At 55.8% G+C, this 24,697-nt stretch carries 19 protein-coding genes; 14 read left to right on the top strand and 5 right to left on the bottom strand.

Annotation, left to right across the window (positions count from 1 at the left end; genetic code table 11):
* Positions 1 to 180: 180 nt before the first annotated feature.
* The 3 genes from Mal52_RS01480 to Mal52_RS01470 all read left to right on the top strand — a co-directional run bounded on the left by Mal52_RS01480 (position 181) and on the right by Mal52_RS01470 (position 5,397).
* Positions 181 to 1,452: an ArnT family glycosyltransferase gene (locus Mal52_RS01480; RefSeq protein ID WP_197534588.1), complete on the top strand. Its 1,272-nt coding sequence runs from the start codon at positions 181 to 183 to the stop codon at positions 1,450 to 1,452.
* A gap of 355 nt (positions 1,453 to 1,807) precedes the next feature.
* Positions 1,808 to 4,876: an LPS-assembly protein LptD gene (locus Mal52_RS01475; protein WP_145373840.1), complete on the top strand. Its 3,069-nt coding sequence runs from the start codon at positions 1,808 to 1,810 to the stop codon at positions 4,874 to 4,876.
* 95 nt (positions 4,877 to 4,971) lie between these two features.
* A complete protein-coding gene (locus Mal52_RS01470; RefSeq protein WP_145373839.1) occupies positions 4,972 to 5,397 on the top strand; it encodes a diacylglycerol kinase in 426 nt (141 codons plus the stop codon).
* A 689-nt stretch (positions 5,398 to 6,086) separates the two neighbouring features.
* On the opposite strand, the gene Mal52_RS01460 is transcribed toward Mal52_RS01470, so the two are convergent.
* A complete protein-coding gene (locus Mal52_RS01460) occupies positions 6,087 to 6,566 on the bottom strand; it encodes a molybdopterin-dependent oxidoreductase (RefSeq protein ID WP_145373837.1) in 480 nt (159 codons plus the stop codon).
* A gap of 193 nt (positions 6,567 to 6,759) precedes the next feature.
* On the bottom strand, positions 6,760 to 7,224 hold the full coding sequence (locus tag Mal52_RS01455) for a ferritin-like domain-containing protein (protein ID WP_145373836.1): 465 nt from the start codon (positions 7,222 to 7,224) through the stop codon (positions 6,760 to 6,762).
* A 413-nt stretch (positions 7,225 to 7,637) separates the two neighbouring features.
* Between Mal52_RS01455 and Mal52_RS01450 the strand changes: the two genes are divergently transcribed.
* The 3 genes from Mal52_RS01450 to Mal52_RS01440 all read left to right on the top strand — a co-directional run bounded on the left by Mal52_RS01450 (position 7,638) and on the right by Mal52_RS01440 (position 10,138).
* Positions 7,638 to 8,102 (top strand): superoxide dismutase [Ni], encoded by a 465-nt coding sequence (locus tag Mal52_RS01450; RefSeq protein WP_145373835.1) that lies wholly within the window; start codon positions 7,638 to 7,640, stop codon positions 8,100 to 8,102.
* Between the two features lie 211 nt (positions 8,103 to 8,313).
* Positions 8,314 to 9,270: a glycoside hydrolase family 130 protein gene (locus Mal52_RS01445; RefSeq protein ID WP_145373834.1), complete on the top strand. Its 957-nt coding sequence runs from the start codon at positions 8,314 to 8,316 to the stop codon at positions 9,268 to 9,270.
* Positions 9,271 to 9,313: 43 nt separating this feature from the next.
* The gene (locus Mal52_RS01440) at positions 9,314 to 10,138 is read left to right on the top strand and encodes a hypothetical protein (RefSeq protein ID WP_145373833.1); all 825 of its coding nucleotides are present in this window, start codon (positions 9,314 to 9,316) and stop codon (positions 10,136 to 10,138) included.
* Between the two features lie 202 nt (positions 10,139 to 10,340).
* Here Mal52_RS01440 and Mal52_RS01435 read toward each other — a convergent pair whose 3' ends face one another.
* Positions 10,341 to 12,839 (bottom strand): hypothetical protein, encoded by a 2,499-nt coding sequence (locus tag Mal52_RS01435; RefSeq protein WP_145373832.1) that lies wholly within the window; start codon positions 12,837 to 12,839, stop codon positions 10,341 to 10,343.
* Between the two features lie 160 nt (positions 12,840 to 12,999).
* Entirely contained in the window at positions 13,000 to 13,953 is a 954-nt protein-coding gene (locus tag Mal52_RS01430; protein WP_197533632.1) for a nucleoside hydrolase, read from the bottom strand.
* 256 nt (positions 13,954 to 14,209) lie between these two features.
* Between Mal52_RS01430 and trpD the strand changes: the two genes are divergently transcribed.
* The 8 genes from trpD to Mal52_RS01390 all read left to right on the top strand — a co-directional run bounded on the left by trpD (position 14,210) and on the right by Mal52_RS01390 (position 22,845).
* Complete coding sequence (gene trpD / locus Mal52_RS01425) at positions 14,210 to 15,229, top strand: anthranilate phosphoribosyltransferase (RefSeq protein WP_145373830.1); 1,020 nt, start codon at positions 14,210 to 14,212, stop codon at positions 15,227 to 15,229.
* Positions 15,230 to 15,529: 300 nt separating this feature from the next.
* The gene (locus tag Mal52_RS01420) at positions 15,530 to 16,075 is read left to right on the top strand and encodes a NuoI/complex I 23 kDa subunit family protein (RefSeq protein WP_145373829.1); all 546 of its coding nucleotides are present in this window, start codon (positions 15,530 to 15,532) and stop codon (positions 16,073 to 16,075) included.
* Between the two features lie 186 nt (positions 16,076 to 16,261).
* Positions 16,262 to 16,744, top strand: a complete 483-nt coding sequence (locus Mal52_RS01415) for a DUF2203 domain-containing protein (RefSeq protein ID WP_145373828.1) — start codon at positions 16,262 to 16,264, stop codon at positions 16,742 to 16,744.
* A gap of 108 nt (positions 16,745 to 16,852) precedes the next feature.
* Positions 16,853 to 17,422, top strand: a complete 570-nt coding sequence (locus tag Mal52_RS01410; protein WP_145373827.1) for an NADH-quinone oxidoreductase subunit A — start codon at positions 16,853 to 16,855, stop codon at positions 17,420 to 17,422.
* A 57-nt stretch (positions 17,423 to 17,479) separates the two neighbouring features.
* The gene (locus Mal52_RS01405) at positions 17,480 to 18,007 is read left to right on the top strand and encodes an NADH-quinone oxidoreductase subunit C (protein WP_145373826.1); all 528 of its coding nucleotides are present in this window, start codon (positions 17,480 to 17,482) and stop codon (positions 18,005 to 18,007) included.
* 117 nt (positions 18,008 to 18,124) lie between these two features.
* Positions 18,125 to 19,363, top strand: coding sequence for an NADH-quinone oxidoreductase subunit D (locus tag Mal52_RS01400; protein WP_145373825.1), 1,239 nt, complete (start codon positions 18,125 to 18,127; stop codon positions 19,361 to 19,363).
* A gap of 378 nt (positions 19,364 to 19,741) precedes the next feature.
* Complete coding sequence (glgP, locus tag Mal52_RS01395) at positions 19,742 to 21,886, top strand: alpha-glucan family phosphorylase (protein ID WP_145373824.1); 2,145 nt, start codon at positions 19,742 to 19,744, stop codon at positions 21,884 to 21,886.
* Positions 21,887 to 22,002: 116 nt separating this feature from the next.
* Positions 22,003 to 22,845, top strand: coding sequence for an ATP-grasp domain-containing protein (locus Mal52_RS01390; protein WP_145373823.1), 843 nt, complete (start codon positions 22,003 to 22,005; stop codon positions 22,843 to 22,845).
* A gap of 55 nt (positions 22,846 to 22,900) precedes the next feature.
* Here the strand turns inward: Mal52_RS01390 and Mal52_RS01385 are convergent, their stop codons facing one another.
* Positions 22,901 to 24,385, bottom strand: a complete 1,485-nt coding sequence (locus Mal52_RS01385; protein ID WP_145373822.1) for a serine/threonine-protein kinase — start codon at positions 24,383 to 24,385, stop codon at positions 22,901 to 22,903.
* Positions 24,386 to 24,697 lie beyond the last annotated feature (312 nt).

Here is a 24,697-nt window from a genome sequence, read left to right as displayed (position 1 = left end):
TGGAGAAACGATAGGCGATTCCGGGGTTGCCGGCTATTCCGACAGCCTGCGGTCAAAAGCCAAAGGCCGAATTCCCATCACGTTTCGCGCTGACCCCACCAATCCGCGTATTTCCAAACCCAGCACGCGCGAGTAGTATAGCATGCGGCGGCCTTTGACTCACTCAACCTGGACGGCAACGTGCAACGGATTTCCGACACAACTTGGCTGATCATCATCCTCGCCGCAGGAATCGGCTTGCGAGTCGCCGTATTATGGACGCAATTTGACCATCTGGCCGAGGACCGCGACGCCTATCGCGCAATCGCCCAGCATGTCGCAGCGGGCCAAGGTTACCTGCATCCCCAAACACAACAACCGACCGCCTACCGCCCCCCGGCCTATACCCTGATCGTCGCAGCGATCTTGAAAACCGGGCTGAACGACGCGGGAATTGCCGCTCTGCATCTGGTCTTAGGAGCAGGAACCATACTGCTGAGCTATGCCACGGCTCGCCGACTCGGTTTATCACGATTTAGCCTGGTTGCGGCGGCAATCACCGCTGTCGATCCGTTATTACTACAGTCCACGACGTTGGTCATGACCGAAACGCTGGCGGCGTTTTTGCTGGCTTTATTGTTTTGGACAATCGCTCCGAACACAGATTCCAACCCGCCCACAAACGGTCGGTTACTGAGCGTGGGATTGGTTTTCGGTCTGAACGCACTCTGCCGACCAACCATTTGGGCGTTTGGAGCCTTGGCAGCTGTGTGGTGGATCCTGCGGCGCATCGGCCGACAAGATGTCGTCAACCCCCTGCCGATTCTTTTAGGGATTCTGCTCATCACGTCGCCTTGGGTCGTTAGAAACGTCATCGTGTTGGGCCGACCCATTCTGACCACGACACATGGAGGGTATACGCTACTACTGGGAAATAACCCGGTGTACTACCACGAAGTGGTCGGTGGAGATTGGAACGCCGTCTGGTCGGGTGAAAGCCTTAAGAATTGGCAAGACGGATTGGAGCAGGAGATACAAAAGCATGATCCGCCGATCACAACGGAAATCGCGCGGGACCGCTGGATGAACGACCGCGCGCACGACAATATTGCCGCCGAGCCAGGATTTTTCTTACGGGCTTCCTTTTTGAGATTGGCGCGGGGACTGTGGGGCGTTGTTCCCCTTCAGGAGCCCACATCGATTTTAGGACGCATCTTGAAATACAGCGTCTGCGCTTTCTATGTGATTATCTTGGCCGACATGATTTTGGGACTCTGCTCTCTCAAAAAGAATCAATGGCCCGATTGGATGCCCGCTGCGCTGTTGTTGGTCTCGTTTACACTGGTCCATACGTGTTATTGGGCCAACATGCGAATGCGAACGCCGTTGATGCCGGTCATTGCACTGTTCGTAGCGCAGGGATGTTGGGCGATTTGGCACTGGCGCGGCAGGTCTCTTAAAACGAAAGTCTAGCAACAAATCGTCAGCGGCCTTGGCCGTGGTTAAAGCGCTTTCAGCAAAGGTCTTGCGCTGGACTTTCCTGGTAAAGAAGCCGCGCGAGCCGTTATTGACACTTTTGCGGAACCGCTCTTATAATCCCGCCCCATTCCCGAACGCCGTGACGGACGGCGCGCGGGCCACCGCCCGATCCCGGGCAACAGACTCCCTTCATCCTACTCTCTCACATCCTGATCCCTGTCTGTATTTTTTAACGGTTTGCTCGACGGCATTCTTGTGCCGACCGTGTCCGATCATGGTTTCTCCATCCCTCGGGCAAGTGCGAGCAACTCCCAATCCAGCTCACCGAGAACGACCTGAAAGCTCATTTGTGAGCCGACCCGGCATCAAAACCCATTCCCGACTTTGGAAGCTCTTTACGGCCCTTGCCGTATTGGCGTCGCTGGTGATTTATTTCGCACCGGCGGCGGCCGATGACATTGCGCCTGCGGAGTCCACCACAAAGTCGGATGCGATCCATATTAGTGCTGAGCATTCCCAGGACTGGCACGATGGCGATACCTTTACGTCGGTATTGCGCGGCCGCTGCCATATCACACAGGGCGGCACCGACATTGCCGCCAACGAAATGGTGCTCTGGATCACCAAGCAAGCTGATTCGGGACGCGATCATGTGACAGCATTTTTGGATGGCGACGTCCGCGTGGAACAACCAGGACGCACGTTGACGGAGCGTTCGTTGCTGCTCGATCTGGTGACCGGCGGCGGAATGACGATTCATGTACGGCAACGAATCGAAGAAAAACCGGCCACCGATGACGTCTTGTATCGCCGTGCGTGGCAGCGCCGTACACGGGGCACCTTGCCGCGCATTCGCCAGACACAGTTTCGCGCTCCGGGACCGGCCGACGAGTCCCCTCCCGACGGCCCCAGCTTGCAGCCGTTTCCTGAAACAAGTGACATCCCGCTCAACCCAACTCAAAATGGCATCCGGCGATTTCAGATTTTTTCGCGCAGCCAAGTGCCGTTTAATGCTGTCACCCAACAATCCACCGACACAGTTCCGCCCGAAACGGTGACGATCATCACCGGCGGCGTGAACGTGCAAGTCGAAGGTGTCCGCGCACCCGATGGCACACTGGCCGGACCGATCGATCTTTCGGCCGATCGCGTGGTGATGTGGCGACAAGGCGACGGAGCCTTCTCCGCCGTTGGTGAAGAATCCCCTGACCAGCCACTCCGGTTTTATCTGGAAGGCAATGTGGTCGTCCGCCAAGGGGAGACTGTTATCAAATCCAAGCGGGGTTATTACGACGCACGCGCCAATCAAGCGTACATTATGGATGCCGAATTGCGGTCGAAAGTACCCAAGATCAAAAACGACGTGCGCGTCCGTGCCAACGTCATCCGACAATTGGCCGAGCAATCGTTTCACGCCCAAGGTGCTTGGATCACCACCAGCGAATTCGGCAAACCGGGTTACCGCATCGAAGCCTCCGACATTTTCCTCGACCCGCGTCCCGCCAGTTGGTTCTTTGGTGGTGGCGAACCGGAATACAACCCGGAAACCGGTCTGATGGAACCCGAAATGCAACTGTGGGCCACGACGCTCAACAACACATTTCGTTTCGATGACCTGCCGTTGTTCTATTGGCCCAAACTCAGTTTTCCGGCCGAAGAACCCGACATCCCGTTGCGCAGACTGACCTATCAAAGCGACAACATCTTTGGGTCGCAAATTTATACCGCCTGGGACGTCTTCATGTTGGCCGGTTGGGAAGAGCCGGAAAATATGCGGCTGAATCTTCTGCTGAATTATTTCACCGAGCGCGGATTCTCCATCGGGACCGATTCGGCTTACAAAGGCGAGGATCTCTTCAATATCGCCGGGACCTATAGCGGGAACTCGGATAGTTTTTACATTCACGACTCCGGACATGACAATCTGGGCCGCCGACGCCGCGATTTGGATTTGGAAACCAAAGACCGCGGACGGCTCCGCATGCGGCATCGTCACAACTTCCCCTACGACATCACCTTCTGGGGCGAAGTCGGCTACCTCACCGATTACAACTTCCTGGAACAGTATTTCGAGGATGAATACGACAACGGTAAAGACAACGAGACCTACGGTTACGCCAAGCAGCATTTGGACAATTGGGCCTGGTCGGTGATTGCCCGCGGACGGGTCAATGATTTTTTTACGCAAACCGAATGGTTGCCGCGGGCCGACCTCTACACGCTGTCCCAACCGCTCTTCGGAGGAGCCTTAACCTGGACGCAACATTCCTGGCTGGCCAACGCCAACCTGCGGACCGTGCAGGATCCCGGACCGGAGATCGATCCCCTGTTTAGTCCCCTGCCCTGGGATGTGGACGTCGGCGGAAACATCGCCTCGACCAAACATGAACTCAACGCCCCCTTTAACTTAGGGCCGGCAATCATTGTCCCCTATGCCTTGGGCGAAGTGACCTATTGGGAAGAAGACGCAAACGCCGAGCAGACAACACGGCTCTACGGCAGCCTGGGTGTGCGGGGGAGTTTGATGTTCTCCAAATACATGCCCGAAGTGCAAAGCGACATCTTCAACCTCAATGGACTCGCGCACAAGATGTTGTTTACGGCGGATTATTCGTATTCCGAATCGAACGTGGATTTGAACGATGTGCCGATTTACAACGAGTTCAACGACAACTCCCAAGAAGAATTCACCCGACATATGATCACCACAACCTACGGCGGCATGTTGCCGGCGACGGTTGACCCACGGTTTTACGCGGTACGCACGGGAGCCGGACGATCCGTCACTGCCCCCTATCACGAATTGGTCGACGATCAACAAGTGGCGCGGCTGGCCTGGCGGAACCGCTGGCAAACGAAAGTCGGCCCGCTGGATCGTCCGCGGATCAAGGACTGGATGATCCTGGATTTCGAAACATCGTACTTCCCCGATCCGAATCGCGATAACTTTGGCGAAGACTTTGGTTTGTTCGGCGCGCGGTATCAATGGAACGTCGGGGCACGGACCAGCTTGTACGCCGGCGCCGGCTGGGACACATTCGAAGGCGGCCAGCAATTGTGGGATGCCGGTGTGCTCTCTAAGCGAACCGATCGCGGCAGCTTCTTCGCCGGCATCAGCCAAATCAAAAACTCCTCAGGCCTAGACAGCCAAATCGTTACGTTGCGCGTCAATTACGAAATGAGCCCCAAATGGCGATCGACAGTCGGCACAGCTTACGATATCGGAGAAAACCAGGATCGTGGGCAATCCGTCACCGTGACCCGGCAAGGCAAGGACTTTAATCTGCGCGTCGGCGCCTCCTACAACCCCAGTAAAAACACCAGCAGCATCGGCATTTCCGTCGAACCGCGATTCATCAACCTGAGATCGAATACCTTCAGCGGCGATTCCTTCAGCGGCAGCGGCGGGACGCGATAAACCTCAGCGGCTGTCATTCAGTCGCTCCCCCAGTGAGTTCAATTGTGGATCACAAAGTCAAACCTTCGAACCGGACGCACCATCTGGAACGTACTATGCAATCGCGAGAAACTTACCATCGATCAGACAGCAGTCATTCCGTCCGTCGACAAAAACGGCCCGCCTGGCGACAGCATTTGGTGCTGACCGAACGGGGTGTGGTCGGAGGAATCCGCGGAGGCAGCGCCTTCTTTGTACATTTCTTCGGCTGCAGCATCGTACTGGCGACCGGTTACGTTTTGGCCCTCAGCCTGATGCAATGGGTCGCTGTGGTCCTGTCGATGACGATCGTCTTGGCGGCCGAAATGTTCAATCAAGCTCTCCGTGCCATTGTCGTCGACCCCGAAGATGGCCGAATCGCCCCCCAAGCGGCCAAAGCACTGGGCATCTCGACAGCTGCGGTCATGATGACCATCCTAGGCGGCCTGATCGTCGTGGGGATGATCTTCGCACAACGCGTCTCGCATTTTTGGGCGGAATAACGATACGGACGCGACGTACTTGGGCTCGCAGTTTTTTAGCCACAGATTGAACACGGATTCAACACAGATTCCGGCGGCTTTGAAAGCGAATTCCCCAGTCGAATTCGCGCGGTTGTCCACCGAGGATGTTGCTCAGACCCTTTTCGCGTTTGCTATCGAAATCCAATGCAAACTCGCCTCTACGACTATGTTGGTCCCTCAGAAATTCGTGACGCAGCCCGGTCCTTACCTTCCGGCGCATTTATTCGTAGTAAACCGGATATAGTCGAATGGTTGACACGACATTCCGACGACACGGAAATCGACGGAACGCTCGTTGCAACATTTGTCATTGATCGAAACGGATGCTTGCTTGTTGCACCACGTCGCTCAGAACACGTTGCTTGCGCTGCGGGCGGTCCTGTTCTATCCGCTGGAGAGATGACGTTCACAGCCGAAGGAGACGTCACGGAAGTCTCGAATCAGTCGACCGGCTTTTGCCCCGAACCGGAATCTTGGCCGCACGTCGCGGCAGCGCTAGAATCTGTTCCACTACCTCACCCCGGCGGTTTTACGACATCAATCGTGTTTCGTCTGTGCCCCGGTTGTCGTGAGAGGAATATCGTGAAAGACGGCTGGTTCAAATGCGAATTGTGCGGTGCCAGTTTGCCGGAACATTGGAACTTTTGAGTTTCGTGTTACCCACAGACCTATGACTCATTGGCGTGCAGTTGCTCGTGCTCTTCGTCGTCTTCCGGGCGTGTGTCGCGGCCGCGGCCGGCGGTGAGTTCGATGCGGTCGACGAATTTGACGTTCGCACAATCGTCTAACTCCGCCGTGTGACAGGCGGCGGGATCGCGGATCAGAAACCGAACCGGTCCCCCCTTCTCCACCGGCAACGGCGCGCCGGCATTTTTGTACACGACGATCCCCTCCGCAGCGACGGCCGCCAACGGAATGCTGGCGGCAAAGTCGTCGTGCGAGGCGTGTAGCGTGAGATAGGTCGCCGACTCGGCTGGCTGGACGCGGTCCAAAATCGATTGCAACGTCACTCCATCCCCCTGCCGCGTGGGGTGAAATCGACTGACGTCACAAACCTGCGCAGCTTCGGGAAAAGCCTCGAAATCGGCATACGACAACTCCAACGCTTGCGAGACTTCACCGTCAATTTTTAATAATGCACCGGACATGACTCTTTGAACCCTCCCACTCCGCTATAGCGCAGCACGAACCAAGACCAACCAGAATCGCCTCACAATACCGCGCAAGCGACCAACAACATATTCTCCCTCTCCCTCTGGGAGAGGGCCGGGGTGAGGGTTTCCGCACAACAATCAATTATCCACGCCCCCTTCACCCGCGGCATTTCTGGAATTGGATTTGTTAACTGCGCTGTTCGTATTCCGTCAAATACCCCATGAAGTCGCGGCGATGTTCTTCTTCGTCCGCCAATGAGGTGATGCACAGATCCTGCGTGACGTAATCCACACCGTCGCACAGCTTGATCAACTTGTTGTACTGCTTGATGGCACCATCTTCAGCAGCAATCACACCTTTGATGACGGACTTCACATCGGTATGGTCCGAGCAAGGCTGCAGCGCGTCTTGTGTCGCGGAGAATGCTTGGCTGCCGGGGACCTCGCCACCGATCGTTTTGATTCGCCGAGCCAACACTTGCGCGTGCCCCAATTCTTCTTGCACGTCGGCGGCCAGCGCCTTTTTGATTTCTTCCGCACGTACGCCATCCAGATTGATCGAGTTGGCGATGTAGTTCATCACCGTCTCGATTTCCATCCAGTAGGCGACTTTCAATTCTTCGATAATCTGTTTCCGTACGTCGTCACTCATCGTGCAATCCTCTTCTGCATTGAACTTGAATCGAGCCTGTCTGTTGTGCCCCCTATTGTAGAAGCCTCCGTCAGTTCGGCAACTGCGACGCCAACGTTCGACTTGGAAAGCAGAAGCGTGACGAGGAATCCTGACCTCCATGCCGCCAAAAAAGCTGCCGTCACGCCCTGGGTCACGCAGAGCGAAATCTCCATCACGCATGGAACAAATCCAGGAAAATGGCAAAACTGATGGGGCTTGGGGGATAGACCACTCATCAAGAATTCATAATTTCCCGTCACATTACTGCCTGTTTCGACCTTTTGACCAGAGCACCGCCGACATGGTAATATACGCCCCTCTGTATTTGAAAATCAGGGCGTCGATTGTACCTGCGGCGCTCGTCCACACTTTTAGCGAAAAGGAATGACAACATGTCTCGCTTCGTAACGCTCTCACTCGCCCTGGCCGCCGTCAGTTTGGTTGGTGTCCGCACTGCCGATGCGCATTGCCAAGTCCCCTGCGGTATCTACGGCGACCAGACTCGGTTTGAACAGATGTTGGAAGACTTCCGCACCATCTCCAAAGCGATGACGCAGATCAACGAACTTTCCGAAAAGAGCGACGCTCAGTCCAAAAACCAACTGGTGCGTTGGATCAACACCAAAGAAGAACACGCATCCAAGACGCAGAAGATCATGGCGGAATACTTCTTTGCACAACGGATCAAGTCCGACAACGAGGCCTACGTCAAGCAACTGAAGGCCGCCCACAACATCATCGTGACCGCGATGAAATGCAAACAAACCGTCGATCCCAAAGTGGCCGAGTCGCTGGAAAAAGCGATCTACGATTTCTATCGGGCCTATGAAGGCAAAGAGCCCGATTTTGAACACTAAGCCGCACGACGCCAATTTGGCGCTGGGTTGGAATCCAACGAACACCCCGTCTGCGACTTTGAGCAGGCGGGGTGTTTCACTTGAAGAGCCGGGCGATTGCATCCAGCGATTGGCCCGACCGCAAGGAGAATTCTCGCAGCCGCGCCCCCCGGAGATTTTGGAAGTCACGCAGCACGAAGCAAAAATTGCAATCTCCATCTAAGGAACCAGAATGATATTGTCCTACCGACAGAGACTGCCCAATGTTCCATGCTGGGTGTTGTTCGGGTTGCTACTCGTGCTGCCACATTCCTTACCGGCTGAGGAACTTCCGCCGTTCGACACGACCCAAGTTTGGGTCGAGATGCCCTCAGGTCGTCCCGTCATTGACCGGGGACCGGCCGGCGCCTGGGATCATTATGCGGTCGACAATCCGTTCGTGTTGGTCGAAGACGGAACGTATTACTGTTTCTTCGAGGCGCAGGACAAACCGTTCAACCAAGGGGGACATGAGCGGATGGGCTTGGCAACCTCGGCTGATGGAATCACCTGGGAGAAGTGGCCGCAAAACCCAATTCTCGACATCGGTCCACCGGGAGCGTGGGACCACGTGGTCGCCAAATTACCGACGGTCACAAAGCACAAGGATCGCTATTATCTCTTTTACTCCGGCCGTGACGGCAAGACCAAACAGATTGGCATTGCGACATCGACCGACTTAAAAACCTGGACAAAGCATCCCGAAAATCCCGTCCTGCAAAGCCGCCCCGGTGAATGGGACACACTGTTGAGCACCCATCCCTCACCAATCTTTGAACGCGACGACCGCTACTACCTGTTGTTTCGCGGCATGAACCAAAAGACGCGTCAGCAGGGATTAAACATCGCCGTCTCGACCGACATGGTGCACTGGAAACGCGTACAAAATGAACCGGTGATCCCTACGATTGAAGAAACCGGTTCACTCGCGGTAGCCGACCTGGGAGGACATTACCTCGGCCTGTCCCAAGCAGCCGGCCGTCCCTACTGGCAATCCAGCGACCTACTGACCTGGAAGAAGTCCGGCGCTGCTGAGTTTACCGGCAAAAAAGTCGACACCGTCTCCAACCCATTCTTAAGCAATGGTAAGTGGACCATCGTCTACGAACAACAAGACCGCATCTACCGCGCGGTGCTCCAACCGCGGTAGGGTAACACCCGGGTAGCCCATTTTTCAGACATGGGAGACATTCTTGAAACAGACAAATACCGATCGCCGGACAATTCGCGGGATCATGAAATCGGGGAAGGTTGAACTTCTCGATGACGCGAAAATCGAAGACGGAAGCTTATTGGAGATCACGGTCGTGAAGACCAGAACGCAAGTCCGGGTTGAAGCGAAAGAGAAAAAACGAAACAAAAGCGATCCGAACGAGGTTGTGTTTTCTTGCCTAGGCAAACCGAAATCCGCCGATCCACTGGTGGTTTTTCAAAGCCTCCCCAAATCGCTGCAGGCGACCCTCAAGTTCAAAGACTACGATTTCAAAACGCATATCGTCTTGGATGATGTGATGTCAGCATTGGTCAAACATGCGATTCAAATCAGCAAACCACCTGCAAGTGTAAAAACACTGATGACGCGGACCTTGCGGAAACGGTCGCAGATGGAGATCCAACCTGGTACGAAGGCTGCGGAAACGGCTCGAAACGACCTGTTCCAAGCGATCGAAGACCAGGACATCGACGATGAGAACCAGTTAGCCCTCTGGTACTTGGCCGCCGCCGCCATGACCGGCGATAGTCTGCAACTTGCGACACTGGTCAAAGAGTTGCCCGGATATGCCGCCGAATCCTCGGTCTATCAGCAAAGTTCTGTCGGCCATGCATTGGCAGACTTTCGACAAGACGAGATTGCACGTCACGAAGACAAGTTGCGCAAAATATTATTTCAGTCGGTTTATCGTACCGTCGTCCGAGCACGTCGCTCGCTCTCCGGTAAGTCGTCGGACGTAAAACTGCAGAAGAAAGAACTTGCCGAATTGAAGAGTCGTCTCGAAAAGGAATGGCCACTGGATTGATCTAATAAACATCGCAGGGCCCGCAACGCAGAGGAACAACTCCGTGAGAATGGAGCCGACGTCAAGCTGCAGACCTACCCGGGCGGCCACGGCTGGCGGGGCAACGTGTTCGGCGCTCTGCGCGGAGGAGTGTCGTGGTTGGAAGAGCAAACGCAACAACGCCCACAGAAGTGAGACCGTTCAATTTTTCCAACTCGCCACATCATTCTTTAATCAACCAGATCTCAGCCACCTGCGCTCCGCGACCAGTAATCCGTTGCCAGGTCAGATCAAGCACCCCATCCTGCGTTGCTTCGCGGGGTATCACGAATTCCAATGGGGTGACCTCCGGGAGTTTGCCGTCATCCGTTGGCCGAGCCACGGCTGCACTGTCGCTGTAACCGGCGGTATAACGGGCTCCCTTCAACGTGTGGCCGTAGGGGCCGTGGATTTCATATTTGTCGTCGGCGACGAGGCGGATGGTCGCGTTGTAGCGTCCGAGATAGGTCACGCGAATGCGATAATTCGCCTTCGGATCGAGCTTTTCGTAATGCATTGTCAACGGGGCGGCAAACAGGGCTTCCTCGACATCCAGCCAGGAGAGCCTGTGGTGCTCGGCGTTGTACATAGCATGCGCTTCGCGGGGAGTCGTTACACCTCCCGGATCATCCCACAGCGATTTTGGTTTTAACAGATGCGGTTGTTTCCATGTGCAGCCCAAGTCGTCATAGAATCCGCCCGGACCGGCATCTTCCCAATCGGTGATGCGTGCCAGACGTGCGAGGCGCACATCCCCCTGTCCCGGTTCCTCAGGCATGGTTGCTGTGAACCGGCCGGCAAGAATTGCGTCGAGTTCGTCCTCGATCCATAGTTTGTCGTTCAGGGGTGTGTCGAGAAAATCCAGCACCGCCCCCCGTTCCGCATTCCTGGCCTGGTAGTTCTCGACGTCCAGCTGCGCGCCGATACTTTCAAAAAGCTGTTGGCCCAGTTCGACGATCCGCGTTCTGAGCGCGTCGGTCGTCGCATCTTGGTCCGACTCGGCCAAGATCGCGCGTGCCTTTTTGATCGCCGGCTCAACACCGATCTGCGGAGCCTTTCGCAACGCAGCGAGAGCCCGCGTCTCACTCTCGTTTGCCTTGATCAGTCGCAATCGCGTGTATTGGTCATAGTAGGCCCGCAACAGGCATTCCTGAAAACGCCAGTTGGCCAGCAACGCGTCGTCCGCATTGTCTTCCAGGGATTTCCAAAGGGCGAAAGTTTTTTCAACGCCGTCATTGTCCGCCAGCGAACCGGAAAAATTCTCTTCCAACATGAACAGACCATCCCGCACCTGTTCGGCGATATCCCAACCAAAAAAGAAGCGGGAATAGTCGAGCATGATCTCATTCACGTCGCGATCCGGGTCCCAGCCCAATGCCGTCCAGGTGAATTTGTTGATGTCATCGCCAACACCATCGGAATAAGTCACGAAACCATCGGCGTATTCATCAAACAGGTTGTGAATCCGGGCATGCCCTTTGGGCCGGGGGGCAAATGGCTCGCGGCCGAGCGTCTGTGCCAGGGCGCGGTCCCAGCCCGGCACCGGGTATTGGGCACGCAGGCAATGACCAATGTCTGCATAACGGCGGATTGGATAACGCGACGGCACCCGTGCGCGTTGTTCGTCAAGCAGAATCCGCGACCATGCGCCGTAGACCACCCCTGTCACCCACTCCGGCTGCTGTTGCTGTAGGTAATCGAAAAACCAATTATTCAATTCAGGCCCGAACCCTTGATTGGAAACCCACACACCAAGTCCCGGATGGATTTTGCGTGCCTGCTCGGCGAACCGGCCCGTCTGCTGGAACATTAAGTCGGGACGCCGGTGAGAACTCCCGCCGTCGCCGCCGGTGAGATAGATATGATCCAGGTGGGGAATCACACGGAGTCGTTCCAATTGCGATTCAATCGCGGCCAACTCTTGGGCTTCGGATTTCCCCGCACCGCCCATTGCCGACCCAAACAGCCAGAAATCGAAACCGTATTCCTGACAAATCCGCGACCATGCTGCGGCCATCTCTGGGCCAGTCAATTTGGCATGCGGACCATCAAGCCCTTCGAGCGAAAACGATGTCGTTTCGAACGCATTGGCACCGAACACCGCCAATTCTCGCATGTATTGTTCATAAGTCTCAGCCGTCCAAGCATCATAACAATGGGCCAGGTTGCGAAAACCGATTTGATGTCCTCGATGTGGGTAGCGCGGTGCGGTCGCAATCCGGTAGTCAGCGGGAAACTCGATGGTTTGGGGTTTCATCTTCAACTGCAACATGAACCGCCCCACAGCAAATAGCACACCGGGTTCGTCATACCCGGCCAGCACCACGATGGGAGTCGCGCCCTGTTGGTTGACGGCAATGGCAAAACCTTCCGCCTGCTGGGGCACTTTCATGGCGGCGACGAACTCTCGCAATTCCGCGGGAGCTTTGTCGGCGCGACAGAGCACGATGACCGGCGCCTTGCTTTTGCCAAGTGACGTGCCATGGGCCAATTCGATTCCGGTCCGCTTGGCGACTTCTTCGGTGAGCACACGTCGCGCGGTCTTGACGACAGTGCCGTCGTCGGGCATGACGATCTCTGCTTTCGAGAGATCAATCCAATCCGCCGCCAGCGCGCGGCTGGTCGACATGGTGGTCAGCAGGACAACTGAAATCAACGTAAGAATTGACCGCATGGTGAGCATGACCGCCCCTTCCGATGAAATGCGAGGACAACCTCAAGAAGTGAGGTTGCTCAATGGGGTGAACTGCAATGGAGTTTCTTGCCACTGCAAACTATCCCAACCGAGGCTGCATAGCAACGGTCTCGCTAGACTTTGAGAGGGGAGCGTCGGCGGCTGGCCGTCACACACATTTCAACATGTCGGTCAAGTAATCCAACACGCCGCGGACATCAACATCTATCACGACGTCGATGTTGGTCTGCCATTGCTCGGTCGCGCGGCGGTCGAAGACCGTCATGCCGCGGGTCAATTCGCCGCGCGTCTCGACGTCGATCACCATCCGCTGTGTCTCGAAAAACCGGGGATGCGTGATGAATGCCAGTGCGGCCAATTCGCGGAGTTGAATTCCCTCCAAGCCTAAGTGCTCATGGTGGGACCGCAAATAGTAGGCGAGCGTTTCGTGTAAAAACGCTTGCTGCGCAGACTCCGGTTCCAGACCCAACCGGTTGAATTCCTCGAACGTCATCACAACTTGGTTACTGACGTCCAACGGCACAATGGTTTTGGTGGCGGGGCTATTGAGAACGTTGCGCGCAGCGGTGGGGTCGTAGAACATGTTGAACTCAGCCGCGGCATTCGCATCGCCGCCGACGGCCACCGATCCGCCCAGACAGACGAGGTCACCCAACAAATTCAAAAAGTCGGGGCAACGTTCGCAGGCAACTTCAACATTAGTCAGCGGGCCCAGGGTCAGCAGTGTGCACTCATTGGGACTGGCCCGCACGAGGTCGGTCATCAATTTGGCCGAATCATGCCGATGATGCAGGTCGGCGACTTCGATTTGGCGGTCACCCAAGCCGGACGGGCCATGCAGCTTGGCGATCTCACTAATCGCTTGTGCCTTGTCGGCGGTCGGTTTGGCCCCGCTTTCGGCAGCGGCTCCCATACGGGGCCGTTTGTCGGGGTCGATTTGTTCGACAATGGTTTGCAGATTGCGAGTGGCAACGTCGGCCGGGACGCAACCCGCAGTCGCGGTGAGGGCGACGACATCAAGTTCGGGGTCGCACAGAGCCGCAATGACGGCTACGGCATCGCCAATTCCTGGGTCGACGTCAATGATCAGCTTTCGAGGCAAGAGAAAACTCCTGAGTTGCGATCGCTCGTAACACTTTTTGTGGCAGAACGTTGCGCATTCTATGACTCTCCCGGAATTAGGTCAATTGCGAATGCGCGCTCTGCGCAACCCAGAATCACCGCATTGGCAACTCGGCCTGGGATGCGTTTTTTGTTATGGTGTGTTGAGGAATCAAATGCCGCCCATCAATGGCGCAAGTTCGCGCGATGGCCGATCGATTTGTTAGGGGTTTGGATTTTTCGATGAGCCATCTTCCATGAGCAATTTCACCGACGCAATCGTAAAACTTTTGCAGCGCCTGGACCTTTCCGCCCAAGAAATGCGGGACTGTGTGGGCGGCATTATGGACGGCCAATGGACGGCCGCTGAGATCGCCTCGCTACTGACGGCCTTACGGATGAAGGGCGAAGCCGTAGGTGAAATCGTCGGCGCGGCTCAGGCGATGCAGGAACGTGCCGTATCGGTGACCAGCGATAAAACGGGTTTGCTGGACACATGCGGGACCGGGGGCGACAAGCTACACACCTTTAATATCAGCACCGCCACGGCGATCGTCGCTGCGGCACTGGGCATCCCGGTCGCCAAGCACGGCAATCGCAGTGTGTCCAGTTCGAGCGGTTCGGCAGACGTCTTAGAAGCTTTGGGCGTAAAAGTCGACGTTCCCGTGGCGACCGTCACACAATGCCTGGATGAAATCGGCATCGGGTTTTGCTTCGCCCCGTTGATGCACGGAGCCATGAAACATGCGGCGCCAATCCGCCGGACCTTGGGGTTTCCTACGATTTTCAATCTGCTAGGACCGCTAACCAATCCGGCTCGCGCTGAATTTCAACTGCTGGGGGCCAGTCGCAACGCGACCGCTGAGATCCTGGCAGCAGCCGTTGCCCAACTAAAACGCTCGCGGGCACTGGTGGTTTGTGGCAATAACGAATTGGACGAAGTCAGCCTGTGGGGTACTACCCTGGCCTGGGAAGTGCGTGGCGAAGAGATATCGCAGCACGAATGGACAGCCGCGTCGTTTGGCGTAGACGAATGTTCAGCGGACGACCTGCGTGTGGAATCCGCTGAGGAGAGCGCCCAGGTGATTCAGGCGATTTTTGCCGCAGAACCTGGACCGCATCGAGATGTGGTCATTGCCAACGCCGCCGCGGCATTGCTGGCTGTCGGCAAAACCGAGGATCCCCTGGAAGCCGCCACAACAGCAGCAGAGGCGATCGACTCTCGCGCTGCGGAATTGGTTTTGGCGAAACTGGTCGCCATGACCAATGCGATTTGACGTCCAAAAATTGAGTCATTTGGCGGGAATTCTAGAATTTTATGCCGAGCGCGAGCACCAAGCCACAAATAGGGCGAACAGTGCCGCCAGCCAAGCCGTTCAGCAACGGGCACGGGTATTCCCGGAAATGAGAAGCGGCGCATGTGACTTGCAGCGGGACCTTCACGTCATATAATTCAAGGTGAACGACTTTCACCTGAGTTGTGAGTCGTTAGCAGCGAGTTGGTTATCAGATTGGACAGTTGGCAACTTCCCCACAAGCCAAACGGGCGGGGAAGTGATGGTAAATCGGAGTTTGTGATGCGTGAATGGTTTCGGAATATCTGGGTGGCGGTTTCAACCGTAGTCAGCGGGATGTGGGTCACGATGCGCACGATGCGTAAAACCTACGGCCGTCGAGCCTTTACGCAAGTTTACGAATACCCCGAAGTCCCGGTTCCCGTCAAAGCGCGGTATCGCGGATTTCACCGCTTCGACCTGACAACCTGCATCGGCTGCGACAAATGCGCCGCTGCCTGTCCGGTGGATTGCATTTATATCGATAAAGTTAAAAGCCCTGTCGGCAAAGGTTTTCGGATCGAAGGTTATACGATTGACTACACCAAATGCATGTTTTGTGCATTGTGTGTCGAACCTTGTCCGGTCGATTGTATCTTCATGGGGTCGAACCACGACTTGAGCAGTTACGGCCGCGACGGTTGCGTGGTGGATTATTCCAAGTTGCCATTGGAAGTCGCATGGGGACAAACTACGCTCAATCCTACGGCTGTCGCGGAATCCAAAGTGCTCTCCGAACCAGTCTGGGTCAAAGGCGAACCAAGTCCGTTTGAACCGGCGGAATCATAGTCATTTGCGAGATACGCGTTATCACTTTCCTTTCAAAACCCACACGACGGAATCGCGACACAGAAACAACGATGGCTTTCAGGTTTTGAAGCTCATCACTAAAACCGCTGCCAAGAACGAGCATGCTTTTCGTAGGACGACCTGCATGTCCGTCACAGCAGCCTATTTCATACAATTGGCCTCACCATGGATTCCACAACATTCGATGGGAAGCTCTTCACGGTGGAAGAGGCCCGCAAAACCCTACCGTTAGTTCGCGCGATCGTCGGCGACATCGTGCGTCAGGCGAAGGACGTTCGAGAACGTCAAGATCGGTTGAAGCATCTGCATCACTCGCAGGTCAAACGGTCACAAGAGAGCGACGCCGACAATCCTTATCGTGAGGAAGTTGAGCAGATCGAACAAGAACTGCGCCGCGATGAAGAAAAGTTGCAGGAGTACGTCGACGAACTGCAGGAACTTGGCGTTGAATTCAAAGACTTCGAGCGTGGTCTCGTCGATTTTCCACACATGATGGACGGCCGGGTGGTTTACCTGTGCTGGCATCTGGGTGAGGAAGAACTCGCGTACTGGCACGAAGTGGACGCCGGATTCTCCGGACGTCACTCACTTCTAGAAGACTCGCTGACAAGCGAGAAGCCGCTGGATACGCACGACGCGAGCGAATGAAACATCCGCTCGAATTTAGCAAGCGGTAAGAAATAACGACTCAGTAAAATAACGACTCGGTAACGGTGCACCGACTCCCTGGATACGTAATAAGGCAATCGCAAGACAATGACGGATTTGGTCGGACACTTTTTGATGTTCTCGCTGGTCGGCGTGATTTTTCTTTTAGCTCCGTTGCTGATCGGCCTTTTGGTTCGTCCCAATAAGCCGACGGATGAAAAAATCTCCGTCTACGAGTGCGGCGAACCGACCATCGGCACCAGCTATATTCAGTTTGACCTAAGATTTTACGTGGTCGCATTGCTGTTTATTATCTTCGACGTCGAAGTCGCCTTCTTCTTTCCCTGGGCGATGATCTTCGGCGGCTCCATGCAGCTGGCCGATGCACAACTCGATCACCGCGCCGAACTGAGCGCCAAGCTGCTCGATCAACCCGCAACCGCCGCGACGCATGAAATTTCCCGGCAAACCGCCATGGACATCGGCTTGTTGGGCGTCGGAGACATTCTCGTCTTCTTCTCCGTGCTGCTTGTCGGTTTTGCCTACGTCTGGAAACGGGGTGACTTGGATTGGGTCCGGGCCGTGGCACAAGAAATTCAAGAAAAGGCCAAGCAGGACGGCCCGCCGGTTCCCGCGCCACTCCCCATCGAGCAACGTGAACCCGCACCTGTCGCGTAGCCCCGCGTCTCTCGATTGTCTTTGCGAATTCCCTTCTTGATCAGGCAACCCGCCACGATGAATGCCACAGAAATTCATAAGCAACTTGTTGAGAAATTTGGCGACAAAATCATCGCCGTCGACGCCGACGCTCTCGACCCCTGGATTGAAGTCGCCTCGGACGCGATTGTGGAAGTCACCACCTATCTGCGAGACGCAAGCGACTTGCGATTCGATGGGCTGAACAATCTGAGCGCCGTCGACTACTTTGAACCGGACGAAAAGAAGGCGGCCAAGTTCGAACACGAGCCGCACTTGGAAGTCGTCTACCATTTATACAGCTACACGCACAAGCATTTTTTGACGGTCAAAGTCAAACTCCCCCGTTGGCAAAACGACCAGCAAGGACAATTGCCGGAAGTACCCTCGGTAACTGGCGTGTGGGGCATCGCCGATTGGCACGAACGAGAAGCCTACGACCTGATGGGCATCCACTTCGCTGGACACCCAAATTTGCGGCGAATTCTCTGCCCGGAAGATTGGGTCGGTCATGCGTTACGCAAAGATTACGACTTTCCGCTCGAGTACCACGGCGTTCGCAACTAATCCTCGCCAGCGGCTTAGCGGGAGCCTCGCTCTTGCCAAGATGACATACGAACTCCGTGAGCAACTGCCGGCGGCACGGACTAAATTCAAACGACAACACAGCACCGCGAGACCGCGATGAGCATTCAAGTAGAAGATCCCCGGGTCATTGAGTTCGACGTCCGTACCGACGAGATGTTGGTCAATATGGGGCCGCAACACCCCAGTACCCACGGCGTGTTGCGATTGTTATTGCGGACCGACGGCGAAGTCGTGCACGAAGTCACGCCGCACATCGGCTACCTGCATCGTTGCGCGGAAAAAATTGGCGAGAACCTGTCTCCCCCACAATGGATTCCCTACACCGACCGGATGGACTATCTGGCCGGTATGAATATGAATCTGGGATTCGCGCTGGCCACCGAAAAACTCATCGGCATGGAAGTCCCGGAAAAGGCAATGACCCTGCGGGTGATGATTGCCGAATTGGGACGCATCGCCAGCCACTTGGTCGGCATGGGTGCCTATGGGCTGGACCTGGGCAGCTTCAGCCCGTTCCTCTACGCGTTTCGCGAACGCGAAATCATCCTCGATCTGTTCGAAGAAGTCTGCGGTGCGCGGCTGACCTACAGCTACATCACCGTCGGCGGCGCCACGCATGACCTGCCGGCATCGATCAACATTCCGCCCGGACTCGCTTCCTTGACCGGTCGTGATCCGCACGAACATGTCTCCTGGATGGAGGCAACCGAAATGTTCCTGGATTGGCTGGAGCCGCGGATTCTCGAGTACCACACGCTGCTGACTGAAAACTCCATCTTCATCAAGCGGACCGCTGCCATCGGCGAACTGTCGCGTGAAGACGCCATTAGCTACGGCTGTACCGGACCGGTGCTGCGGGGCAGTGGTGTTGATCACGACCTGCGTCGCGACGGCGAAAGCATCTACACCCGCATGTATGAAGGTTACGAGTACGAGATCCCGGTTGCTCCCTTTGCAAAAGCGCCGCCCGAAGCGGTCCTGGGTGACAACTGGTGCCGTTTTTATGTGCGGATGATGGAAGTTGTGCAATCGATCGGCCTGGTTCGCCAAGCGATGGCAAAATACCCCACAGCTGCCGGCGAGTACCGCGTGCCGTTCAAGTTGAACACCAAACTCCCCTCGGCCGAATGCTACTTGGAAACGGAATGCCCCCGCGGCCAGATGGGATTTCATCTCGTCGGCGACGGAAAAGCGGCACCGCTTCGCGCACGGGCCAAAAGCTCATGCTTCTGCAATCTGTCGGTGACCGCCGACCTCTGCCGCGGCTGCTTGCTGGCCGACATCCCATCGATCGTGGGATCGTTGGACGTCGTCATGGGCGAGATCGACCGCTGAGTCGCACTGGTTGTCGCACATTTTCGGCAACAAGTCCCAAGTCTAAGTCAAACCCGGCAAGCTGGCCAATCTGCGCGACGGCAATTGCTGTGTTTGACGGGCTGCGATTGGTCTAGGCTTCGAGCAGACGCTTCCATTCGCTATACTCTGCGGCGGATGTGGATTTTCGATCTGCAGGCGATTCCGCCACTTTGGAAAGACGCGCGACCGCGAGAGATGTTGGGGACTGCCCCTGAGTCTGATCGGTTCGTATTGCTTGTCGCGGCGTGATTCATTAAACCACATCCACGCGGCTATATTCCGTACATTGGTCGTTCCGCGCGGCGCGCACTTCGATGCGTGTCGGCATCATAAAACGAAGACGAGACGGCGAAATTCATGGCTAAACAAAAAACCCTCCACGAAAAATTGACCGAACTGACCAGCAATTTGTGGTGGTCTTGGCAACCCGAAGTGGGCGAAATTTTTCGCAGCATCGACCCGCTCCGTTGGTCAAAACTGGCACACAATCCCGTCATCTTGTTGCAGGAGTTTCCGCCCGAAAAGCTGGAACGCCGCGCCATGGAAATGGGCCTGAACACCAGAATCAACTGGGCGTACCGGCGCTGGGTGCGGTATATGGAATCGACCGATGCCTGGGGTGCGCGGCACGCCGGCGTGTTGGGACAACGGCCGGCCGCTTATTTCTCGGCCGAGTTCGGCCTGCATGAATCGCTGCCGATTTATTCCGGCGGACTGGGTGTGCTTTCAGGCGATCACCTGAAAAGCGCCTCGGACTTGGGTGTGCCGTTGGTCGGCGTGGGGCTGTTCTACGATGAAGGTTATTTCAACCAATACATCGACGATAACGGCTGGCAACAGGAATCGTATACCGAACTCAACGTTGACGATCTGCCGGTCCGGCCGGCATTGGATCCTGAAGGAAAACCGGTAGTGATTTCCGTCGCCACTCGCGGCGGAGACATTCATGCTCGCGTGTGGCGGGTGGATGTCGGCCGCGTCAAACTGTTTTTGCTCGACGCCGACATCGAACAAAACAAAGACGAGGATCGTCAATTGACCGCCCGTTTGTATGGCGGCGACCAACGCACGCGGATTCGTCAGGAAATTATGTTGGGCATCGGCGGTGTGCGCGCTTTGGAAGCGATCGGCATTCAACCGGGCATGTTCCACATGAACGAAGGGCACTCGGCGTTCGCGGGCTTGGAAGTCATTCGTCGACGGATCACCGAAGACGAACTTGGTTTTGACGAGGCGCTGCGGGAGACCGCTGCCATGTGCGTCTTCACCACGCATACCCCGGTTCCTGCCGGCCATGATCGCTTCGATGCAGACTTGGTCGAAGAACACCTCGGCCCATTGCGTGACGAATTGGGACTCAGCCACGATGCACTATTGGGTCTAGGACGCGTCGAACCACAAAATATGCACGAGTCATTTTGCATGACCGTCTTGGCGTTCAAACTCAGCCGACAAGCCAACGCCGTCTCCAGCTTGCACGGCGTCGTCAGCCGGCGCATGTGGGCGAATTTGTGGCCTTGGCGGAGCGAAGAAGAAATTCCGATCGGACACATCACCAATGGCGTGCATGTGCCGACATGGCTGGCGGGACAAATGCGATTACTTTACGACCGCGTGTTGCCGGATCATTGGTATTTGAACTCCGGCCAACCAGAGGTCTGGGCCGATTTTGAATCAGTTTCGCCGGGCGAATTGTGGGAAACCCACCAATTGCTGAAAACCCGTTTGATCGATTATTCACGGCGCAAACTGGTGGCCCAAGCGGAGCGTCGCAAAGAGTCGCCGGAGCAAATCGAAAAAATGCGGGCCTCGTTGGATCCACAGATCCTCACGATCGGATTTGCGCGGCGGTTCGCACCGTATAAACGATCCGATTTGTTTATGCGGGACTTGGATTTGTTGGCCGATCTGATCGGCGACGAAGAGCGGCCCATTCAATTCATCTTTGCCGGCAAGGCTCACCCAGCTGATGACAACGGTAAAGCCATCGTGCAGCGGATTCACCAGTTGTCCCAAGATGAACGTTTCCGCGGGCGGGTGGTGCTGCTGGAAAACTACGACATCAACCTCGGCCGGCACTTGGTGCAAGGGGTCGATGTTTGGCTGAACAATCCGCGGCGTCCGTTGGAAGCCTCGGGAACCAGCGGCCAAAAGGTGGTGCTCAATGGCGGGTTGAACTGCTCGATCTTGGACGGTTGGTGGGCGGAGGCCTACGATGGCAGCAACGGCTTCGCCATCGGCACAGGTCGCACGCACGTGAATCAGGAGATTCAGGATCAACGCGATGCCGACAGCCTGATGAAGGTACTGACCGAAGAGGTCGTGCCGCTATATTACCGCCGCGACGTCGACGATTTGCCGCAAGAGTGGATCAAGCGCATGAAACGCGCCGTGCGAACCTTAGGCTGGCGATTCAACGCCGACCGCATGGTGATGGACTACGTGCTGGAAACCTACATCGGCGCCAGCGGCGGTTTGTCGTGCGACATGGATCTGCATTAGCAACCAGCGCTTGTTGGTGACATCACAGAGATGGGGCTCGCTGCTGAATCGGCGGGCCCTCTTCTCCAGTGCGCCGGTTTGTAGGTGTATGCGTTCCTCCGGAGTCAAAACGACAAATGAACGTCGGCTGGGTTATCGATGCGGGGCTCTTTGATCATTATCGAGACCAATTGATTGCCGACATTCGCGCGCAAGGCCACGAAGTAAAACTGATTCACGATCCGAAGGCCGGCTACAACTGGGATGACGAAGGCTGTTCGTATCGTGAGATTTTTCCTCAAGATGCGTGCGCCGTCGTCCACGGTGACATTGAAATCGTGTCACGAATTTCACGCGAACGACTTTGGAAGCCAGGTGTTTTCGCAACCTTCGAAAACTTTGCATGCTCCTCCTATTATTGCCATTTTGGGGAACACCTCCTCAATAATGACTACATCATGCTGCCATTCGGTGAACTCCGGCGGTGCCGTGAATTCTTATTCGGCACACTGGGACGCGACGATAAGATTTTCGTTCGTCCTGATTCCCCGTTAAAGCTGTTCACTGGCCAAATTACTTCGACAACTACGTTTGATGCCGACATGGAGTTGATGGGCTTTTATGATGTCCCTGCCAATGCCCTGGTTGTCGTCAGTTCGCCAAAATCGATCGTCGCTGAGTGGCGGTTCATCATTGCGGATCAGACCATCGTTACCGGTTCAGAATATATTGACTCTGAAAAGTTTGCTCCCAAAGCGACGATTGACCCGAAAGCCTTGGAGTTAGCGGAAATCATCGCCTCATCCGCGTATCAACCGGAGCGTGTCTGGGTGGCTGATATTTGCAGAACAGACCAAGGTGCGTATCGGCTGTTGGAAATCGGCGTGTTCAATTGCGCAGACCTGTACGCATGCGACACAGCAGCTATCGTTAGAGCAGTTTCAGAGGTTGCACTCGATACTTGGCGTCAACAAGTCTGAAACCGCTAACCAGCGAATTCTGGCGCATTTAATGGCCGCCGTAACGCCGGACCGCTCAGTTACGTTCCGGGCCGGATTTGCCGTTGCTGCTGGCGGCGTCTAAACCGGTTTTGATGCAGGTGCGCAGTTCGCGGAGGGTGACCGGCTGCACCAGGACCTGTTCGGTTGGCGTGATGTCGATTTCCGCTTTTTGATCGGCTTGGTTTTCCGGTAGCACCAAAACAGTGACCATCGGGGAACCGTTTCGCAACCGAGCCGCTTCTTGGAAGCCCTCTAGGGCACCGCTGCCGACCGATTCGGCCATGATCACCATGCAGTCGGGAGGCGCCGTCGACAAGCGATTTAACCCGCGCTGCAGATCGTTGAGCATCAGCACGCGAAAACCATGTTTCGAGAAATAGCTTCGCAAGTCATTTTGCTGTTTCGAGCGATCCTCGATGCACATCACCGTCCGCATTTCGCTGTCACGCCGCCGCTTACGCTGCTTGTTGGATGGCTGCGACGGTACGTCTGGACTACTGCTGTCTCCCAATTCGCGCTGTGCACTGCGTAAATCGCTGATCAATGCCGTGGGAGTTTGGTAGCGTGCCTTGGGATTGTACTGCAACATTTTGTTGACAATATCAACCACCGCGCCGGGTAATGTCGAATCGATGGCAGTAATCGGACGGACGTCGCGATAGCGGCTGACTTGAGCCCGGTCGGACCGCTCGCGTGCGCGGCCAAAGGCGGGAACGCCGGTGAGCAATTCGTAATAAATCGCACCCAGAAAAAATAGGTCGCTACGGGGATCGTTGGGCGGAACACCCGTTGATTTTTCTAGCGTAGCATACTCCAAGGCCCGCGCTGAACTCTCGCCCGGTTCGTGGTGCAAATGCAAATCCCCGCCCGCCAATCCGAAGTCGACTAACTTGGCGACCCCTTTACTGCTCAGCAGGACGTTGGTCATTTTCAGGTCGCGGTGTGTGAAGCCGCGGCCCAGGGCGTATTCCAAACCACTGGCCATGTCGAGCGTCGAACGCGTGGCGTCGGCGACTGAAAGCTTTTTGCGAATCCGCATCAACTCGCGGAGGTTTCCCCCCTCGATGAACTCCATCGAGAAATAATGGTGGTCGCCGTTTCGCCCCACATCGTAAATCGGCACGATGTTGGGATGCTTCATCGTCTTGCCCAATTGCGCTTCGCGATGAAATTCGGCGACGCTTCCGGGGTCTTGTACGTATCGCTGCCTGAGCAATTTGATGCCGACCATCTCGCCCGTGTCACGGGCTTTGGCACGAAACACGCGTGCGAAACTTCCCGCCCCATTGCGGTACATCAGTGTGTACCGCCCTTGCACGAGAAAATCGATTTCGCCCCGCAAAATCTTGCCCACTTGGTAAGACGTCACGTGCTGTTTGCGTTCCAACAGCCTTAACAGATCCTCCGGCGTGCTGCCGTTGCCGCGCAATTGAGCCATGCAGGCCGCGAGTTCGGACTGAGTGACGAACTCCAAGCGAACCAATTGATGGCCTAGGTTATCGACGGAGGTTAAACGCATGAGATTGTTACGAGTTCAGGCTGTTGTCTGTCCACGGGGGCGACGAATGAGGGCACCACAAGGATTTCACGCGAAACATAGCGGTCTTCGGTTGCCCCTCCCACGATTCCTTAAGCTGATGGTCGATTCACGCTGCGACAATTCTCCCAAAAGTATTCAGCCTGTTTCTCCTGAGTACTGGCCTCTCAGTCGGATTTCGGGCTGCGTGCACTTTTCCATGGTACGGGAAGAGGCAGCACGAGGCTACGAAATTTCCCTAATTTGATGATATCATCTCCCGAACGATGTTCAAGTGTATCCTTGCGCACGGTA

The organism is Symmachiella dynata (assembly GCF_007747995.1).
Taxonomy (GTDB): domain Bacteria; phylum Planctomycetota; class Planctomycetia; order Planctomycetales; family Planctomycetaceae; genus Symmachiella; species Symmachiella dynata.
This window is presented reverse-complemented; position numbering and strand designations above follow the sequence as displayed.

Bases quoted from the DNA above. Each gene is read 5' to 3' on its own strand.
- Mal52_RS01470 (WP_145373839.1), top strand. From the start codon at position 4,972: ATGCAATCGCGAGAAACTTACCATCGATCAGACAGCAGTCATTCCGTC.
- Mal52_RS01460 (WP_145373837.1), bottom strand. From the start codon at position 6,566: ATGTCCGGTGCATTATTAAAAATTGACGGTGAAGTCTCGCAAGCGTTG.
- Mal52_RS01455 (WP_145373836.1), bottom strand. From the start codon at position 7,224: ATGAGTGACGACGTACGGAAACAGATTATCGAAGAATTGAAAGTCGCC.
- Mal52_RS01450 (WP_145373835.1), top strand. From the start codon at position 7,638: ATGTCTCGCTTCGTAACGCTCTCACTCGCCCTGGCCGCCGTCAGTTTG.
- Mal52_RS01445 (WP_145373834.1), top strand. From the start codon at position 8,314: ATGATATTGTCCTACCGACAGAGACTGCCCAATGTTCCATGCTGGGTG.
- Mal52_RS01435 (WP_145373832.1), bottom strand. From the start codon at position 12,839: ATGCTCACCATGCGGTCAATTCTTACGTTGATTTCAGTTGTCCTGCTG.
- trpD (WP_145373830.1), top strand. From the start codon at position 14,210: ATGAGCAATTTCACCGACGCAATCGTAAAACTTTTGCAGCGCCTGGAC.
- Mal52_RS01420 (WP_145373829.1), top strand. From the start codon at position 15,530: ATGCGTGAATGGTTTCGGAATATCTGGGTGGCGGTTTCAACCGTAGTC.
- Mal52_RS01415 (WP_145373828.1), top strand. From the start codon at position 16,262: ATGGATTCCACAACATTCGATGGGAAGCTCTTCACGGTGGAAGAGGCC.
- Mal52_RS01410 (WP_145373827.1), top strand. From the start codon at position 16,853: ATGACGGATTTGGTCGGACACTTTTTGATGTTCTCGCTGGTCGGCGTG.
- Mal52_RS01405 (WP_145373826.1), top strand. From the start codon at position 17,480: ATGAATGCCACAGAAATTCATAAGCAACTTGTTGAGAAATTTGGCGAC.
- Mal52_RS01400 (WP_145373825.1), top strand. From the start codon at position 18,125: ATGAGCATTCAAGTAGAAGATCCCCGGGTCATTGAGTTCGACGTCCGT.
- glgP (WP_145373824.1), top strand. From the start codon at position 19,742: ATGGCTAAACAAAAAACCCTCCACGAAAAATTGACCGAACTGACCAGC.
- Mal52_RS01390 (WP_145373823.1), top strand. From the start codon at position 22,003: ATGAACGTCGGCTGGGTTATCGATGCGGGGCTCTTTGATCATTATCGA.
- Mal52_RS01385 (WP_145373822.1), bottom strand. From the start codon at position 24,385: ATGCGTTTAACCTCCGTCGATAACCTAGGCCATCAATTGGTTCGCTTG.